The 14,990-nt window shown below is 64.3% G+C and carries 15 protein-coding genes and 2 tRNA genes; 6 read left to right on the top strand and 11 right to left on the bottom strand.

What is annotated here, in order from left to right; genetic code table 11:
- Positions 1-76 precede the first annotated feature (76 nt).
- The 8 genes from HNE04_RS01715 to HNE04_RS01680 all read right to left on the bottom strand — a co-directional run bounded on the left by HNE04_RS01715 (position 77) and on the right by HNE04_RS01680 (position 7,461).
- On the bottom strand, positions 77-790 hold the full coding sequence (locus HNE04_RS01715) for an ABC transporter ATP-binding protein (RefSeq protein ID WP_172216161.1): 714 nt from the start codon (positions 788-790) through the stop codon (positions 77-79).
- Positions 791-1,543: an ABC transporter ATP-binding protein gene (locus HNE04_RS01710; RefSeq protein WP_172216159.1), complete on the bottom strand. Its 753-nt coding sequence runs from the start codon at positions 1,541-1,543 to the stop codon at positions 791-793.
- Positions 1,536-2,534, bottom strand: coding sequence for a branched-chain amino acid ABC transporter permease (locus HNE04_RS01705; RefSeq protein WP_172216157.1), 999 nt, complete (start codon positions 2,532-2,534; stop codon positions 1,536-1,538). The genes HNE04_RS01710 and HNE04_RS01705 overlap by 8 nt, the downstream gene beginning before the upstream one ends.
- On the bottom strand, positions 2,531-3,394 hold the full coding sequence (locus HNE04_RS01700; RefSeq protein ID WP_172216155.1) for a branched-chain amino acid ABC transporter permease: 864 nt from the start codon (positions 3,392-3,394) through the stop codon (positions 2,531-2,533). The genes HNE04_RS01705 and HNE04_RS01700 overlap by 4 nt, the downstream gene beginning before the upstream one ends.
- Positions 3,395-3,404: 10 nt before the next feature.
- The gene (locus HNE04_RS01695) at positions 3,405-4,028 is read right to left on the bottom strand and encodes a LysE family translocator (RefSeq protein ID WP_172216153.1); all 624 of its coding nucleotides are present in this window, start codon (positions 4,026-4,028) and stop codon (positions 3,405-3,407) included.
- A gap of 105 nt (positions 4,029-4,133) precedes the next feature.
- Positions 4,134-5,324 carry an ABC transporter substrate-binding protein gene (locus HNE04_RS01690; RefSeq protein ID WP_172216151.1) on the bottom strand — a complete coding sequence of 397 codons (1,191 nt, stop codon included), beginning with the start codon at positions 5,322-5,324 and terminating at the stop codon, positions 4,134-4,136.
- 90 nt (positions 5,325-5,414) lie between these two features.
- Positions 5,415-6,983 carry a benzoate-CoA ligase family protein gene (locus tag HNE04_RS01685; protein ID WP_172216149.1) on the bottom strand — a complete coding sequence of 523 codons (1,569 nt, stop codon included), beginning with the start codon at positions 6,981-6,983 and terminating at the stop codon, positions 5,415-5,417.
- Positions 6,984-6,990: 7 nt separating this feature from the next.
- Positions 6,991-7,461 carry a flavodoxin domain-containing protein gene (locus HNE04_RS01680; protein WP_172216147.1) on the bottom strand — a complete coding sequence of 157 codons (471 nt, stop codon included), beginning with the start codon at positions 7,459-7,461 and terminating at the stop codon, positions 6,991-6,993.
- A 101-nt stretch (positions 7,462-7,562) separates the two neighbouring features.
- Between HNE04_RS01680 and HNE04_RS01675 the strand changes: the two genes are divergently transcribed.
- Genes HNE04_RS01675 through boxB form a run of 3 tightly spaced genes read left to right on the top strand, consistent with a single transcriptional unit; the run spans position 7,563 to position 11,556 of the window.
- Positions 7,563-8,447, top strand: coding sequence for a helix-turn-helix transcriptional regulator (locus tag HNE04_RS01675; protein WP_172216145.1), 885 nt, complete (start codon positions 7,563-7,565; stop codon positions 8,445-8,447).
- Positions 8,444-10,135 carry a 2,3-epoxybenzoyl-CoA dihydrolase gene (gene boxC, locus HNE04_RS01670; RefSeq protein WP_172216143.1) on the top strand — a complete coding sequence of 564 codons (1,692 nt, stop codon included), beginning with the start codon at positions 8,444-8,446 and terminating at the stop codon, positions 10,133-10,135. The genes HNE04_RS01675 and boxC overlap by 4 nt, the downstream gene beginning before the upstream one ends.
- Entirely contained in the window at positions 10,132-11,556 is a 1,425-nt protein-coding gene (gene boxB, locus HNE04_RS01665; RefSeq protein ID WP_172216141.1) for a benzoyl-CoA 2,3-epoxidase subunit BoxB, read from the top strand. Before boxC ends, boxB begins: the two co-directional genes overlap by 4 nt.
- Here boxB and HNE04_RS01660 read toward each other — a convergent pair.
- Positions 11,553-11,942 (bottom strand): DUF488 domain-containing protein, encoded by a 390-nt coding sequence (locus HNE04_RS01660; RefSeq protein WP_172216139.1) that lies wholly within the window; start codon positions 11,940-11,942, stop codon positions 11,553-11,555. The genes boxB and HNE04_RS01660 overlap by 4 nt on opposite strands.
- A gap of 49 nt (positions 11,943-11,991) precedes the next feature.
- Here HNE04_RS01660 and HNE04_RS01655 point away from each other — a divergent pair.
- Both HNE04_RS01655 and HNE04_RS01650 read left to right on the top strand, forming a co-directional pair.
- Positions 11,992-12,068: transfer RNA gene (locus HNE04_RS01655), tRNA-Pro, on the top strand.
- A 12-nt stretch (positions 12,069-12,080) separates the two neighbouring features.
- A tRNA-Arg gene (locus HNE04_RS01650) sits at positions 12,081-12,157 on the top strand.
- A gap of 36 nt (positions 12,158-12,193) precedes the next feature.
- On the opposite strand, the gene HNE04_RS01645 is transcribed toward HNE04_RS01650, so the two are convergent.
- Positions 12,194-13,015 (bottom strand): hypothetical protein, encoded by an 822-nt coding sequence (locus HNE04_RS01645; RefSeq protein ID WP_172216137.1) that lies wholly within the window; start codon positions 13,013-13,015, stop codon positions 12,194-12,196.
- Positions 13,016-13,135: 120 nt separating this feature from the next.
- Positions 13,136-13,912 (bottom strand): IclR family transcriptional regulator, encoded by a 777-nt coding sequence (locus tag HNE04_RS01640; protein ID WP_172216135.1) that lies wholly within the window; start codon positions 13,910-13,912, stop codon positions 13,136-13,138.
- Positions 13,913-14,016: 104 nt separating this feature from the next.
- Here HNE04_RS01640 and HNE04_RS01635 point away from each other — a divergent pair, with 104 nt between their 5' ends.
- Positions 14,017-14,988: a Bug family tripartite tricarboxylate transporter substrate binding protein gene (locus HNE04_RS01635; protein ID WP_172216133.1), complete on the top strand. Its 972-nt coding sequence runs from the start codon at positions 14,017-14,019 to the stop codon at positions 14,986-14,988.
- Positions 14,989-14,990 lie beyond the last annotated feature (2 nt).

Raw genomic sequence — 14,990 nt, 5'->3', positions numbered from 1 at the left:
CCAAACCTACGTCCGACGCGACCCTGCACCGACGGCCGCGTAGTCCCGGCGCTACATGACGGTCCCTAGCTCAGCCTTAGACGCCCAGGTACTGGTCCAGCAACTGCGGACTGGCCCGCAGCTCATCGGAAGTGCCGGCAAAAACCACCTCGCCCTTGACCAGGATGACGTTGCGATCCGTGATCTGGGTGACGTGCTTCCAGTTCTTGTCGACGATCACGCTGGAGATGCCGCTCTCGCGGATCAGGGCGCAGATGCGCCATATTTCCCGCGCGATCAACGGCGCCAGCCCTTCGGTGGCCTCATCGAGGATGAGCACGTCGGGATTGGTCATCAATGCCCGGCCTATGGTCAGCATCTGTTGCTCGCCGCCGGAGAGTTGCTGCCCGCCGTGGCCCAGGCGTTCTTGCAGGCGTGGAAAGGTCTCCAGCACGCGTTCGTAGGTCCAGTCGCGTTGCCCCCGCGAGCCCGGGCGCGCCGCCATCTTCAGGTTCTCGACAACGCTGAGGTTGCCGAAAATGCCGCGGCCCTCGGGCACGTAGGCGATGCCCAATTGCGCAATCTCATAGGGCGGGCGGCCAGCCATCTCCCGGCCCATGATGGTGACGCTGCCATCGCGCGGCTTGACCAGGCCCATCAGCGTCTTGAGGAGCGTGCTCTTGCCCATGCCGTTGCGGCCCATGAGCCCTAGGGTTTCGCCACGCCCCACGGAAAAGTCGATTCCGCGAAGGATGTGGCTGGCGCCGTAGTAGGTGTGCAGGCCGCGCGCATCGATCAGCAGGTCGGCCATCTAATGCTCCTCCTCGCCCAGGTAGGCAGACTGGACCGTTGGGTCGGCCCGCACCTGGGCCGGGGTGCCGCTGGCGATCACTTGGCCGTTGACCATCACCGTGAGCTGGTCAGCCAGGGCGAACACGGCATCCATGTCGTGCTCGACCAGCATGATGGCGTGCGCTTCCTTGAGCTTGAGCAGCAACTGCACCATCCGCTCGGCCTCGGCTGTGCCCATGCCGGCCAGCGGTTCGTCCAGCAGGAGGACGCGCGGGCCGGTTGCCAGCGTCATCGCGATCTCGAGCTGGCGTTGCTCGCCGTGGCTGATGGTTCCGGCGATGGCGTTGCGGCGCTGCGCAAGACCGGCCATCTCCAGCGCTCGGCCGGCCCGTTCGTTGTTCGCCCCGAAGCCGGCGGCGGAGCTGAGCCAGCGCGCGGCGTTGGGGGTGCGCGATTGCGCGGCAAGGCGTACGTTCTCCCACACGGTGAAGGGCTGGAAGATGTTGGTCTTCTGGTAGCTGCGTCCGAGGCCGGCGCGGGAAAACTTTTCCGGTGTCCATCCGGTGACGTCTTGTTCACCCAGGAGCACCTGGCCCGAGGTGGGCTCCAGGTCGCCCGACAACAGGTTGGTCAGGGTGGACTTGCCGGCGCCGTTGGGCCCGATCACGGCATGGATGCGGCCTTGCCACAGGTCCACCGAGACTTCGTTGACGGCTGCAAGGCCACCGAAACGCTTGGTGAGGTTCTTCGCCGAGAGGAGGGCGCTAGTCACCGGCGTTCTCCTTGCGGCGTGACACCCGCTCGAACAGGCCCAGCAGCCCGCGCGGCGCCACGACGACGACCAGTACGATGAACAGGCCCATCCACAGCTGCCAGTGCTTGCCCAGGTGGAAGCGGCCCAGGGTGGGAAGATCCTTGAACGAGTGCAGCAGGTATTCGAACGCGAAGGCGCCGACGATGGCGCCGGCGAAGTTGCCCATGCCGCCCAGGATCACCATCATGATCGCGTGCGCGCTCATGTGAAAGCCCATCAGCTCCGGGTTGACGTAGCCGGTCTGCGCGCCCCACAGGTAGCCCGCCAGCCCGGCCAGCGCACCGGCCAGGGTGAAGGCTGCGAGCTTGTAGCCGAAGGTGCCGTAACCCATGGCCCGCATGCGGTGCTCATTGACGCGGATGCCCGCCAGCACCCGGCCGAACGGGCTCCACAACAGGCGGCGCAGGAAGCCATAAACCAACAGCAGCAAGGCCAGCGTGAAATAGTAGAAAACGAGCTTGTTGTCCAAATCGAAGAGCTTCGCATCCGGCTTGAAGTTGACGTAGATGCCGTCCGAGCCGCCCAGCACCTTGTTGTCGAAGAACAGGAAGAACACCATCTGGGCGAACGCCATGGTGACCATGATGAAGTAGATGCCGTGGGTGCGGACCACGAAGAAGCCGATCACCAGCGCCGCCAGGCCCGAAGCCGCAACGGCTGCGGGCAAGGTCCACCACAGGCTGACCGGCTCGCCCGCCGGCGTGAGGAAGGCCAGCGCGTAGCCTGCCAATCCGAAGAACGCCGCATGGCCCAGGGAGACCAGGCCCGTGACGCCCAGCAGCAGGTCCAGGCTCATGGCAAAGATCGCCAGGATCATCATGCGCGCGACCATCTGTGCGTAGAACTCGGTGCCGACGGCGGGGAACAGCGCAAGCGCGAGGAAGCCCAGCACGAGCAGCAGCTGCAGGCTGCGCGGTAAGGTTTCGAGATTGGCCCTTGTAGTGCTCATTGCTTGAACAGCCCTTCGGGCTTCCACAGCAGAACGGCGGCCATCAGCATGTACACCAGCATTCCCGCCACCTGCGGCAGCAGCACCTTGCCGAAGGTATCGACCAGGCCGACGAGCAGGGCGGAGATCAGCGCGCCGCGCACGGAACCGATGCCGCCGATGACCACCACCACGAAGCACATGATGAGGACCTGCGAGCCCATATTGGGATAGACGCTGGAAATCGGCGAGGCGATCATGCCCGCCACGGTTGCCAGGGCAACGCCGATGGCAAAGACGATGGCGTGGATGAACTTGATGTTGACGCCCAGCGCCTCGGTCATGTCGCGGTTGAACGCACCCGCGCGGATCTTCATGCCCAGGCGCGTCTTGGAGATCAAGAGATAGAGGCCGATCGCCAGCGCCACGCAAACGCCCGACATGAACAGCCGGTACACCGGGTAGGAGAGGTTGTCGGTGAGGGGAACCGACGCCGACAACAGCTCGGGTATCTTCACTCCGTGCACATCGTCGCCCCACAGGATCGAGCGCATTTCCTCGAAGATGTAGATGAGCCCGAAGGTCAGCAGCACCTGATCCAGATGATCGCGCTGGTAGAAATGGCGAAACAGCAGGCGCTCCAGCACCAGGCCGAACAGCACCGACAGCACGGCCCCGCCGATGATCGCGACCGTGAAGCTGCCGGTCATGCTGGAAATCGACCAGGCGAGGTAGGCGCCCAGCATGTAGAAGCTGCCATGGGCGAGATTGACCACACCCATGATGCCGAAGATCAGCGTCAGGCCCGCCGCCAACATGAACAGCAGCAGTCCGTACTGCACGCTGTTCAAAAGCTGGATCAGGAAGTTCGCGAAATCCATGTCGTCGCGATCAGGCGCTGCGCCGCGTGAGCAGCAGCAGGCCACCCATCAGGGTGAACAGGCCCCCGCAGATGCGGTTGATCCAGCGAACGGGACCGCTTGAGCGCAACAGCGGCATCAGGCGCGCCACGCCGAGCGCGCACAGCGTCAGCACCGCGAATTCGAAAGCCATGAAGGTCAAGGCAAGGATCGCGAACTGCGGCGCGATGGCTTCGGCCGGGTTGAGAAACTGCGGGAAGAAGGCCGCGAAGAACAGCACCGCCTTGGGGTTGCTGGCCCCCACCAGCAGGCCTTGCAGATAGAACGAGCGGCGGGGCGCAGCGGTGGCTTCGCCATTTACTGGCAGCACGGCATCACTGCGAAAGGTCTTGATGCCCAGCCAGATCAGGTAGGCGGCGCCGGCCACTTTGGCCACCATGAAAGCGGTTTCCGATGTGGCGAGCAGGGCGCCCAACCCCATCGCGGACAGGACCATCACGCACAGCACGGCGGTCACCGCCCCGGAGACGGAAGTCATGGCCCGGCGCGGGCCGTGGTTGATGGAGTTGGTCATGCACATCAGCATGGTCGGGCCCGGCGTGACGATCAACAGGGCCACGGCGGCGACGTAGAGGAGGTAAGTTGACAAGGTCATGGGGCGTAAAAGTTGTCATGCCGGACTCGCGATCCGGCATCCATGTGGCGCGCACAAATGGATGCCGGGTCAGGCCCGGCATGACAGTCTATCGGGTGGCAGGCTTCAGGCGGCCATCTTGCAGCCGGCGCCCGAATCGGCCAGCGCCTTGGCGGCCACGCCGATCACCTTGTTCTCTTTGTTTTCCACGACGCGCAGGTACATGTCCTGCACCGGGTTGTGCGCTTTGCTCATCGTCCACTTGCCGCGCGGGCTGTCGATGACTGCGGATTCCATGGCCTTGTACAGAGCCTGCTTGTTGTTCAGGTCGCCCTTGACCGCGGCGGCGCCTTGCACCAGCAGCTGGCCGGTGTCATAGCCCTGGACCGCGTAGACATCCGGCTGGCTGCGGAACATCTTGGCGTAGGCCAGGCGGAACTGCTTGTTGCGCGGCGTGTCCAGCGAGTCGCTGTAGTGCATGGTGGTGATGATGCCGTCCGCTGCCGGGCCTGCAGCGTCGAGCACGCCTTCAGTCAGGAAGCCCGAGCCATACAGCGGGATGCGGCCCTTCAGGCCCGCCGCCGCGTAGTCGCGGATGAACTTGGCCGCGCCACCGCCGGCGAAGAAGCAGGCCACCGCATCGGGGCGCAGCGATGCGATCTCGGTCAGCAGCGCCTGGAATTCGACGTTGGGGAAGGGCAGGCCCAGCTCCTTGACGATGGTGCCGCCCGCCTTGGTGTAGCTTTCCTTGAAGCCCTCGAAGGCCTCGTCGCCGGCCGCGTATTTCCAGGTGATCCACACGGCCTTCTTGTGGCCCTTGTCCACCATGGCCTTACCCAGGGCCAGCGTGGGCTGCGAGTTGGTGAACGAGGCGCGGAACACGTTGGGTGCGCAAAGGGCACGGGTGGCGGCATGGACGCCGGCGTTGGGAATCAGGGTGAGGACGCCGCTGTCGCGAGCGACCTTCTGGATGCCCATCTGGACACCCGAGTGCACGGTGCCGATGAGCACATCGACCTTGTCGCGCTGGACCAGGCGGCTGGCGTTTTCCACGCCCTTGGAAGGCTCGGACTCGTCGTCCACTTTGAACCACTCGATGTCGCGGCCGCCCAGCTTGCCGCCTTTTTCGTCGATGGCCATGCGCACGCCGTTTTCGATGGCAACGCCGAGTTGGGCGAAGGTGCCCGTGTACGGCAGCATCAGGCCCACACGCACCTTATTGCCCTGCGCCCGGACGATTTCGGGCAACAGCAATCCGGTGGAGGCGGCGCCGACAATGGCGGCGCTGCGGGTGAGGACGAGGCGGCGAGTGGTCATGGGTAGTCTCCTTATTAATTTAAGCTTAAAGCATTTTTACCCGATGGGGCAAGGTCCCGTACCCTGGGCTTACCCGGATTCGCCGCGGCGTCACGCGACATTTCTGAGCTTGAAACGCTGGATCTTGCCGGTGGCTGTCTTGGGGAGCTCCGGCACGAATTCGATCCAGCGCGGGTACTTGTACGGCGCGAGCAGGCTCTTCACATGAAGCCGCAGGTCCTCGGCCGTGGCGGCTTGTCCGGACTTCAGGACGACGTAAGCCTTGGGCTTGACCAACTCGTCGGTGTCGGCCACCCCGATGACTGCGGCCTCGAGCACGGCGGCGTGCGTCATCAGGCAGGCCTCGACCTCGAAGGGCGAAACGTAGATGCCGCCGACCTTGAGCATGTCGTCGCTGCGCCCGCCATAGGTGTAGTAGCCGTCGGCGTCGCGTGTGTACTTGTCGCCGCTGCGCGTCCATTCGCCGGCAAACGTTGCCTTGGTCTTGGCGCGGTTGTTCCAGTACATGAGGGCGGCGCTGGGGCCGTTGATCTGCAGTTCGCCGATCTCGCCCGGGCCGCACTCGCGCCCGTCATCGCCCACGATGCGCAGCTCGTACCCTGGAACGGCTTTGCCGGTCGTGCCGTAGCGCACTTCACCCGGCCGGTTGGACAGGAAGATGTGCAGCATCTCGGTCGAGCCTATGCCGTCGAGGATTTCGCAGCCGTAGGCTTCGGTCCATCGCTTGCCGATCTCCGCCGGCAGGGCCTCGCCGGCACTCGTGGCCACGCGCAGATTCAGCTCCTGGCGCTTCGGCCGCGCCGGGTCGGCCAGCAGCGCCGCATACAGCGTGGGAACGCCGTAGAAGATCGTGGGGCGGAATTTCTTCAACGCGCCGAACACATCGGCAGGGGCCGGACGCGTGGGCAGCAGCACGGCCGTCGCGCCCACGCTCATGGGAAACGTGAGGCTGTTGCCCAGCCCGTAAGCGAAGAACAGCTTGGCGGCCGAGAACACGACGTCGGACTCACGGATGCCCAGCACCGCGCGGCCATACAGTTCCGCCGTCTGGATCATGTGGCTGTGCAGGTGGACGGTGCCTTTGGGCGTGCCTGTGGAGCCGCTGGAATAGAGCCAGAAGCAGGCGTCGTCGGCACAGGTATCTGCCACATGCGGCGCCCTGGCGCCTGACTCGATCATTGCCGCGACCGAGTTGGCCGAGGTGTCGCCGGCGACGATGACTGTCTTGAGCGTCGCGATCTTGCCAAGCAGCGGTTCGAACGTCGCCAGCAAAGGCTTGGAGACGAACAAAGCCTGCGCCCTGGAGTCGCGCAGCATGAAGTCGAAATCCTTGGTGGTCAGCAGCGTGTTGGCCGCGATGGGCACGACGCCGGCCAGGATGCAGCCCAGAAAGACGACCGGCCATTCCAGCGTGTCCAGCATGGCGATCATCACCCGCGTTTCGGGCGTGAAGCCTTGCGAACGCAGCGTGTTGGCGAAGCGATGAGCCTGGTCCGTCAACTCGCCGTAGGTGAGTTGCGCGCCGGTCGATGCGTCGATAAACGCCGCCTTGCCCGGCCGCGCGGCATTGCGCGCCAGCAGGTCGTGTGCGGCGTTGTAGTCCCTGGGAATCTCGATGCGCGGCGGGTTGATTCTGTGGTCGGCGCGGCTGAGATTCATGTTTGCCTCAGGCGACTGCAGCTACGGGAGTCAAAGCCTGCGCCAGCCACTCGCGGCACCAGGCGGTGCCAAGTTCCTCGGGCATGGTGCCGGCGCTGGCGTCATGGCACCAGACTTCGCCGATGCGCTGTGCGCCCAGGCCTTGCAGTCGCTCGTCGAACTTTTTGCCGCCGAAGGCGAAGGTGTTGAGGTAGGTGCGGTCGCCCAGCGCGATCACGCCATAGCGCACATGCCCCAGGTATTTGGGCTGCGCATCGAGCGAGTCATAGAGCATGCGTGCGTTGTCCGGCACGTCGCCCGATCCGTAGGTGGAGGTGCAGATGAGATAAAGCGCATCTTCATCGAAGGTGCCGATGTCCAGGCCGTCCATCAGGCAGACCTCGATCTCTTCCACAAGGTCCGCGCAATCCATCTGAATGGCTTGGGCTACATAGTCGGCGGTGCTGGTCATGGTGCCGACAAGGATTTTCAACTTCATCTGATTCTCCATATGCACTAAACTGCTTGACATGGTGTTGACAGGAAGTATACTGCAATCCATTCGCAGTGCAAGCCCTCTTTTCTGAAAACACCCCATCCATGCAGATCATCACCGACAACGAAGCCCGGGCCACTCTGGCTGAGCTGGGTGCGCGCGTGCGTGCCTGGCGGGCGCGGCGCGGCATGACCCGCAAGCAGTTGGCCAACGATTCGGGACTGTCGGAGCGCTTCCTGGCCGACGTGGAAAGCGGCAAGGGCAATGTTTCCATCAATTCATTGGAAGCGGCGGCCCGCGCATTGAACATCACAATTCTTGAGCTGCTGCAGGACGCACCCCGGCCAGCCACCGCACGCATCTATGGCCTCCTGGCGCAGCTGGACGATAGCCAGCTCGACCAGGCGTATTCGCTGCTGGCCGGCGCGTTCGGGCTGGGCGACGAGCAGGGCCGCGAGAAGCGCATCGCCCTCATCGGTTTGCGCGGCGCCGGCAAGTCCACGTTGGGCGCGCAACTGGCTACACAGCGCGGCGTGCCTTTTGTCGAACTGGACCGCGAGATCGAGCGCGAGGCCGGCACCAGCATGAACGAGATATTGCTGCTGCACGGCCAGGCCGGCTACCGGCGCTACGAGCGCCGGGCCCTGTTTCGCATCGCCGAGGATCATGCCGACGGCGTGGTGATGACCACCGGCGGCAGCATCGTGAGCGAGCGCGAGACCTTCGACTTGCTGCAGAGCCGCTTCTACTGTGTCTGGCTCAAGGCCAACCCGGAGGAGCACATGAGCCGCGTCGTCGCTCAAGGCGATATGCGGCCCTTCGACTCCACGCGTGGCGCGACGGGAGAGGCGATGGAAGACATCCGCCGCATCCTGGCCAGCCGCGAAGCCCTTTACGCCCGAGCCGATGCAGTGGTGGATACCGCTGCGCGGACGGTCAAGCAATCCCTCAAAGACCTGGAACGAGCCGTTCCCAAGGAGATCGAATGAACGCGATGACAGAACCGCTCTTGTTCAAGCAGGGCGACCGCGAGCTGGTGAGCTTTGCCACTCACCCGTCCAAATACCAGCACTGGACTTTGTCCGTGGAGGGCGACGTCGCGCGCCTCAAGCTGGACATCAACGAGGACGGCGGCATCAAGCCCGGCTACAAGCTCAAGCTCAATAGCTATGACCTGGGCGTCGATATCGAGTTGCACGACGCCATCAACCGCGTGCGCTTCGAGCATCCCGCCGTGAAGGTGGTGGTGTTCGAGAGCGCCAAGGAAAAGATCTGGTGCTCGGGCGCCAACATCTACATGCTGGGCCTGTCCACCCATGCCTGGAAGGTGAACTTCTGCAAGTTCACCAATGAGACTCGTAATGGGCTTGAGGACTCATCCCGCAACGAGGGCCTGAAGTCCCTGGCTGCAGTCACGGGCGCGTGCGCCGGCGGCGGCTATGAACTGGCCCTGGCCTGCGATCGCATCGTGATGATCGACGATCGCGCCAGCACGGTGAGCCTGCCCGAAGTGCCGCTGCTGGGTGTGCTGCCCGGCACCGGCGGCCTGACGCGCGTGACCGACAAGCGCAAGGTGCGCCGCGACCTTGCCGATATCTTCTGCACCACTAGCGAGGGCGTTCGCGCCGACCGTGCCAAGGACTGGAAGCTGATCGACGCGCATGCCAAGCCCCAGCAGTTCCCGCAACTGGTCGAGGCCGAGATCGAAGCACTGCGCGGCCAATCGACACGCACTGGCGCGGCGCAGGGAATCGAGCTGACGCCGTTGGAGCCGCGCATCGACGAGACCGGCTACCGCTACACGACGGTGCATGCGCAGATCGATCGGGCTGCCCGCATCGCGACCATCACGGTGAATGCCCCCAAGGCCGCGATCGAATCCAGCCCCGACGCTATCCAGGCGGCCGGCGCGAACTGGTGGCCGCTCAGGCTGGCGCGCGAGCTGGATGACCTGATCCTCAACCTGCGCACCAACGAACTCGAGATCGGCACCTGGGTGATCAAGACCCGCGGCGACGCCAACCTGGTGATGCAGGCCGACGCCGTGCTGGAGCAGCACAAGAGCCATTGGCTGGTGCGCGAAACCCTGGGCGCTCTGCGCCGCACGCTGGCACGCATCGATGTCACCAGCCGCTCGCTGATCGCGCTGGTGGACCAGGGCTCCTGCTTCGCCGGCACTTTCTTCGAACTGGCCCTGGCCTGTGACCGCACCTACATGCTGGACCTGCCCGATTCGCCCGATGCCGCCCCCGCGCTGCAACTGAACGCAGCCAACTTCGGGCGTTACCCCGAAGTGAACGGCCTGACCCGCTTGCAGACCCGCTTCAACGAGGACGGCGAAACCATCGCCCAATTGCAGGGCCTGCAGGACAGCAAGCTGCGCGCCGACCAGGCCCTGGCCCTGGGCCTGGTGACGCTGACCCCCGACGACATCGACTGGGACGACGAGATCCGCATCATGCTGGAAGAGCGCGCCTCGCTGTCGCCCGACGCCTTGACCGGCATGGAGGCATCGCTGCGCTTCCCCGGCAAGGAAACCATGGAGACGCGGATATTCGGCCGCCTCTCCGCCTGGCAGAACTGGATTTTCATTCGCCCCAACGCCGTGGGTGAGGAGGGCGCCTTGAAGCTCTTCGGCACCGGCAAGAAGGCCAAGTTTGATTGGAAGCGCATATGAGCAGCATCGACCTGCAAGCCCTGATCCCCAACAACGTCGCGCTGGGCGAGAACCGCCAGTTGCAGCGCGCGCTGGAGCATTGGCAGCCGGCTTTCCTCAGCTGGTGGGACGAAATGGGCCCGAGCGACTTCAAGGCCAAGGAGGTGTATCTGCGCACCGCCGTGGGCGTCGACGCGCAGGGCTGGGCCAGCTACGGCTACACCCCCATGCCCGACTACCGCTGGGGCATTTTCCTGGCGGACAAGGAAGAGGGCCGCAAGATCGGCTTCGGCGATTTCATGGGCCAGGACGTCTGGCAGGACGTGCCCGGCGAATACCGCTCCACCTTCCGACGCCTGATCGTGACGCAGGGTGACACCGAGCCGGCCTCCGTGGAGCAGCAACGCCTGCTGGGCCACACGGCGCCTTCGCTCTACGACCTGCGCAACCTGTTCCAGGTGAATGTGGAGGAGGGCCGCCATCTTTGGGCCATGGTTTACCTGCTGCACGCGCACTTCGGGCGCGACGGCCGCGAAGAGGCCGAAGAACTGCTCGAGCGCCACAGCGGCGACGTGAACAAGCCGCGCATCCTGGGCACCTTCAACGAGCCCATGGACAACTGGCTGTCGTTCTTCATGTTCACGTACTTCACCGACCGGGACGGCAAGTTCCAGCTCAAGTCGTTCGCCGAGTCGGCATTCGACCCGCTGGCCCGCACTACCCGCTTCATGCTGACCGAAGAGGCTCACCACATGTTCGTGGGCGAAACGGGCGTCGGCCGCGTCATCAAGCGCACCCTGGAAGTGATGAAGGAGCTGGACACCGACGATGTCGCCACCCTGCGCAAGGCCGGCGTGGTCGATCTGCCCACGGTGCAGCGGTTCATGAACTTCTGGTTCACCAGTTCGCTGGACCTGTTCGGATCGGAGGCGTCGTCCAATGCCGCCAACTACTTCAGCAATGGCATCAAGGGCCGACCGGACGAGGCCAAGTTCGCCGACCACGTGGAAGCCGACACTGAAATGACCATCCAGGTGCCGGACGGACAGGGCGGTATGAAGAACGAAACAGTGTCCGTGCGCAATGGCATGAACGAGATCACGCGACTGGAGTACGTGAAGGACTGCAATGTCGGCGTGACGCGCTGGAACATGGGCATCAAGCGCGCCGGCGTGAACTTCGAATTGAAGCTGCCCTCGACGCGGTTCCGGCGGCAAGTCGGCGCCTGGGCAAGTATCCCCACGGATCCCCTGGGCCAGCCGATCAGCCAGGCAGAATTCGACGCCCGCAAGGAAGAGTGGTTGCCCAGCGATGCCGACAACAGCTTCGTCAAGAGCCTGATGCAGCGCGTGACCGAGCCAGGCAAGATGGCCGGCTGGATCGCTCCGCCCGACCGCGGCATCAATGCCCAGGCGATCGAATACCAGTACGTGAAGCTCTAAGCCGCGATCTTCGCGCCGCGCTCGCTGAGCAGGTCACGCAACAGCGAGCGGTGGCAGCGCGCTTCGTTCTCGCAGTAGCAACCCATCGAAAAATCGGCCGTGTGCGACAGCGCGGCCAGCAAGTCCAGGCTGCGGCCCGCGTCGGGCTGGGCCATCTCGTGCCGGTATTTCTTGCTGAAGGCGGCCCAGTCCTTGTCCGATTCGGCCGATTGCCCCAACGCCATGGTTTCGGCGCTGGGCGCCAGGTTGGGGTACCAGACGTCGTACCAATTGCCCGACGCGAACTCAGCCTTGGGCACGCCGCGCGGGGGGCGCCGGACGGTGCCGATGCGCAGTCCCTCGCCCTTGGCGCGGGCCGTGCCCAGTCTCACTATTCTGATCGTCATGTTCATCTCCCGAGGAAAGCGACGGCTGCGCCAGCTAGAATGGCGGCTTCGGAGCGTAGCGCAGTCTGGTAGCGCATCTGGTTTGGGACCAGAGGGTCGTAGGTTCGAATCCTATCGCTCCGACCAATCAATCAGAATCTGCCCGTAGCTCAGTTGGATAGAGCACCGGCCTTCTAAGCCGGTTGTCGGGGGTTCGATTCCCTCCGGGCAGGCCACGCAATACCCTGCACGACCGCGCCCGTCCCCCGCTGCTATTGCTTCGTGACAAGGGCCAGGAAGCCATCCGTCCGGCCGGGATTGACGGCCGCGCTCAAGAGTTGTCCCGTGTTCGTGTCATAGATCGCGATACCACGCACCGTGGTAATCCCAAGAGCGCAGACGCGGCTACTGAAAGTCAGTGTGATATCGAACACTGCCGCAACGTCGGTGCGCGGAGTGGCGGTCCCTGCGAAGTTGCAGCCATTCGCGGTGGTGCCGCCGATGACGCCGCTGGCATTTACGGTAACGCTGAGCGACTCCGCCGTGGGGGCGCTAACGACAGCCGCCTCGCCGCGGTAGTTGCCTGCAATCTGCGAAAGCGTGGCCGACGGGAGGGTGGTAAAGCTGGTGGTGAACGACACGCTTTCGTCGGGATAGCGAATCGTGCCGCTGAGCGAGGTCTGCGGCACGAAGGTCCCCAGGATGTTCGCGGTAGTCGCGCCCATTCCTTCGAGGCTGAAATCCAGCCCGTTGGTAGACGTCAGCGTGCCGCCGGCACTCGTGGCAGTCCCCTGGGCCAGGCCTGCGATGCGCGAGAAGTCCCCAATCAACGTGTAGAAGAACCAGTAGGTGCCATCGCTCAGCACGGCGCCGAAGGTCTGGCGGCCGCTGGACGTGCTGCCTTCCCACAGGCCAGCCGAGGCCGCCGGATCGTTGACCGGCCCACCGCCACCGCCGTCGCCAGGGCGCGCGGTGCAAAAAGCTGGGTGTACGTTGGGAGGGCATTCAGCCGGCGGACCACTGCCGCCGCAGGCCGCCATCAACGATGCGAAGATCCAGGTGGTAAAAATGCGATGCGCCGTTTTTGTGCTCACCAATGCACTCCCTGATTGTTGGTGACATTCAGCTTAGGCTCGCACCTCACTCGGCGGGTGGGACAAAGCGGCAACTTGCACGGGATAAATGTCCCGGACTAGTACCAGCCAGCTCATCCATCAGGACGGATGCCAGGCGGACACGACCCCGGGCGTCTGCGCAGACCGGCTGCCCGCCAACGCATAAGAAAGCTGATTCGACGCCTTGATCACGATCTTGGCGTGGGCTTCCAGCTTCTTAAGGGAAAGCCGCGCGCTGGGGCCCGAGATGCAAATGGACCCGAGCAGCTTCCAGTTGAGGCCGAATACGGGTGCGGCGATGCTCGACACTTCTGGCTCGCGCTCGCCGATCGAGATGTGGTAGCCGCGTTGGCGGATCTGCTCATAGACCTTGCCCTTCTCGCCCATGAAGGCGAGGATAACGCGGCCGGGCGCACCCTTGTCCAACGGCAGCCGTTCCCCGATGCGCACGTGGTGACGCACTGCCTGCGGGCCCTCGACGCGGGAGATGCACGCTCGAATATCACCTTCGCGCGCATAGAACGAGGCGCTTTCTCCGGTTGCACTGCTTAGTTGGCGCAGGACAGGCTCCACGACATTGTTGACGTCGAAGCCCGCCTGGTAGCGCGCGCCCAGCCACCCGGTTGCGGGGCCGAGTCGCCACTCGCCATCCTCTCGCTGGACCATGTAGCCTGACATCGCAAGGGTGCGGACAAGTCGCAGCACCGTGGTCTTGTGCATCCGCGAACGGCGGCTTAACTCGGCCAGCGACAGGCTGGGCTCTCCGACGTTGAACGCCTCCATCAGTGCCAAGGCGCGAGTCACGGCAGTCACGCCGCCCGCGCCTGGGTCGTCCGCTTCGGGCTCAGGGTTACGAGCAATGGATGCGTTTCGCATGGTGCAACATGGTCTGTAGTGTGGAACACCATTGTATGGCGTGAAACGCGCAAGTACAGTCTGTCCATGGCGGCATTTCCAGTCCGCACATCACAGGAGACAACATGCAATTCCCCCGTCGAGCAGCGCTTGGCCTGGTCCTGGTCAGCGCATTTGCTACCGCCGCCTTTGCCCAGGCATGGCCTGCCAAGCCCATCAAGTTGATCGTTCCGTTCCCAGCTGGTGGCGGTACGGACATCATTGGCCGCGAACTCGGCCAGAAGCTGGCAGCCAATACCGGGTGGACCGTGATCGTCGACAACAAGCCGGGCTCGGGTGGCAACCTGGGCGTGGACGCTGCAGCCAAGTCCGCGCCGGACGGCTACACCGTGGTCTTGGGGCAGACCAGCAACCTCGCGATCAACCCCACGCTCTACAGCAAGCTGCCCTATGACCCCGTCAAGGACCTGGCGCCGGTGAGCATGGTCGCCAGCGCTCCCCTGGTGTTGGTCGTGGCTGCCGATTCCCCGTACAAGACGTTGGCCGACCTGGTTGCTGCCGCACGCAGCAAGCCTTTGGAGCTGAACTATGCAACTTCCGGCAACGGCACCGTTGCGCACCTGGCAACAGAGCTGTTCCAGCGCACCGCCAACGTCAAGCTGACGCATGTCCCCTACAAGGGCGCGGCGCAGGGCGCAACCGACTTGATCGGGGGCCAGGTTCAGATCTATGTCTCCTCGGTGCCCACGCTGATTGGCCACATCAAGGGCGGGAAGATGCGCGCGCTCGCGGTCACCTCCGCCAAGCGAGCCGACGACCTGCCGCAGGTGCCGACCGTGGCCGAATCCGGCTACAAGGGCTTTGAAGCCGTGACCTGGTTCGGCATCGCCGGCCCCGCCAAGCTGCCCAAGGAAGTGGTGGCCAAGCTGAACGCCGAAATCAACAAGGCCTTGCAAGCGCCCGACCTTCTCAAGAAGCTCAGCGACCAGGGTGCCGATGTTGCAGGCAGCACGCCCGAGCAATTCGGCAAGCTGATCCATGACGACATTGCCCGCTGGGGCAAAGTGGTCAAGGAATCCGGCGCCAAGGTCGATTGAGG

The organism is Caenimonas soli (assembly GCF_013155545.1).
In the GTDB taxonomy this organism is placed as follows: Bacteria; Pseudomonadota; Gammaproteobacteria; order Burkholderiales; family Burkholderiaceae_C; genus Ramlibacter; species Ramlibacter soli.
Note: the sequence above shows the minus strand (reverse complement) of the source record. Positions and strands in the feature narration are given on the sequence as shown.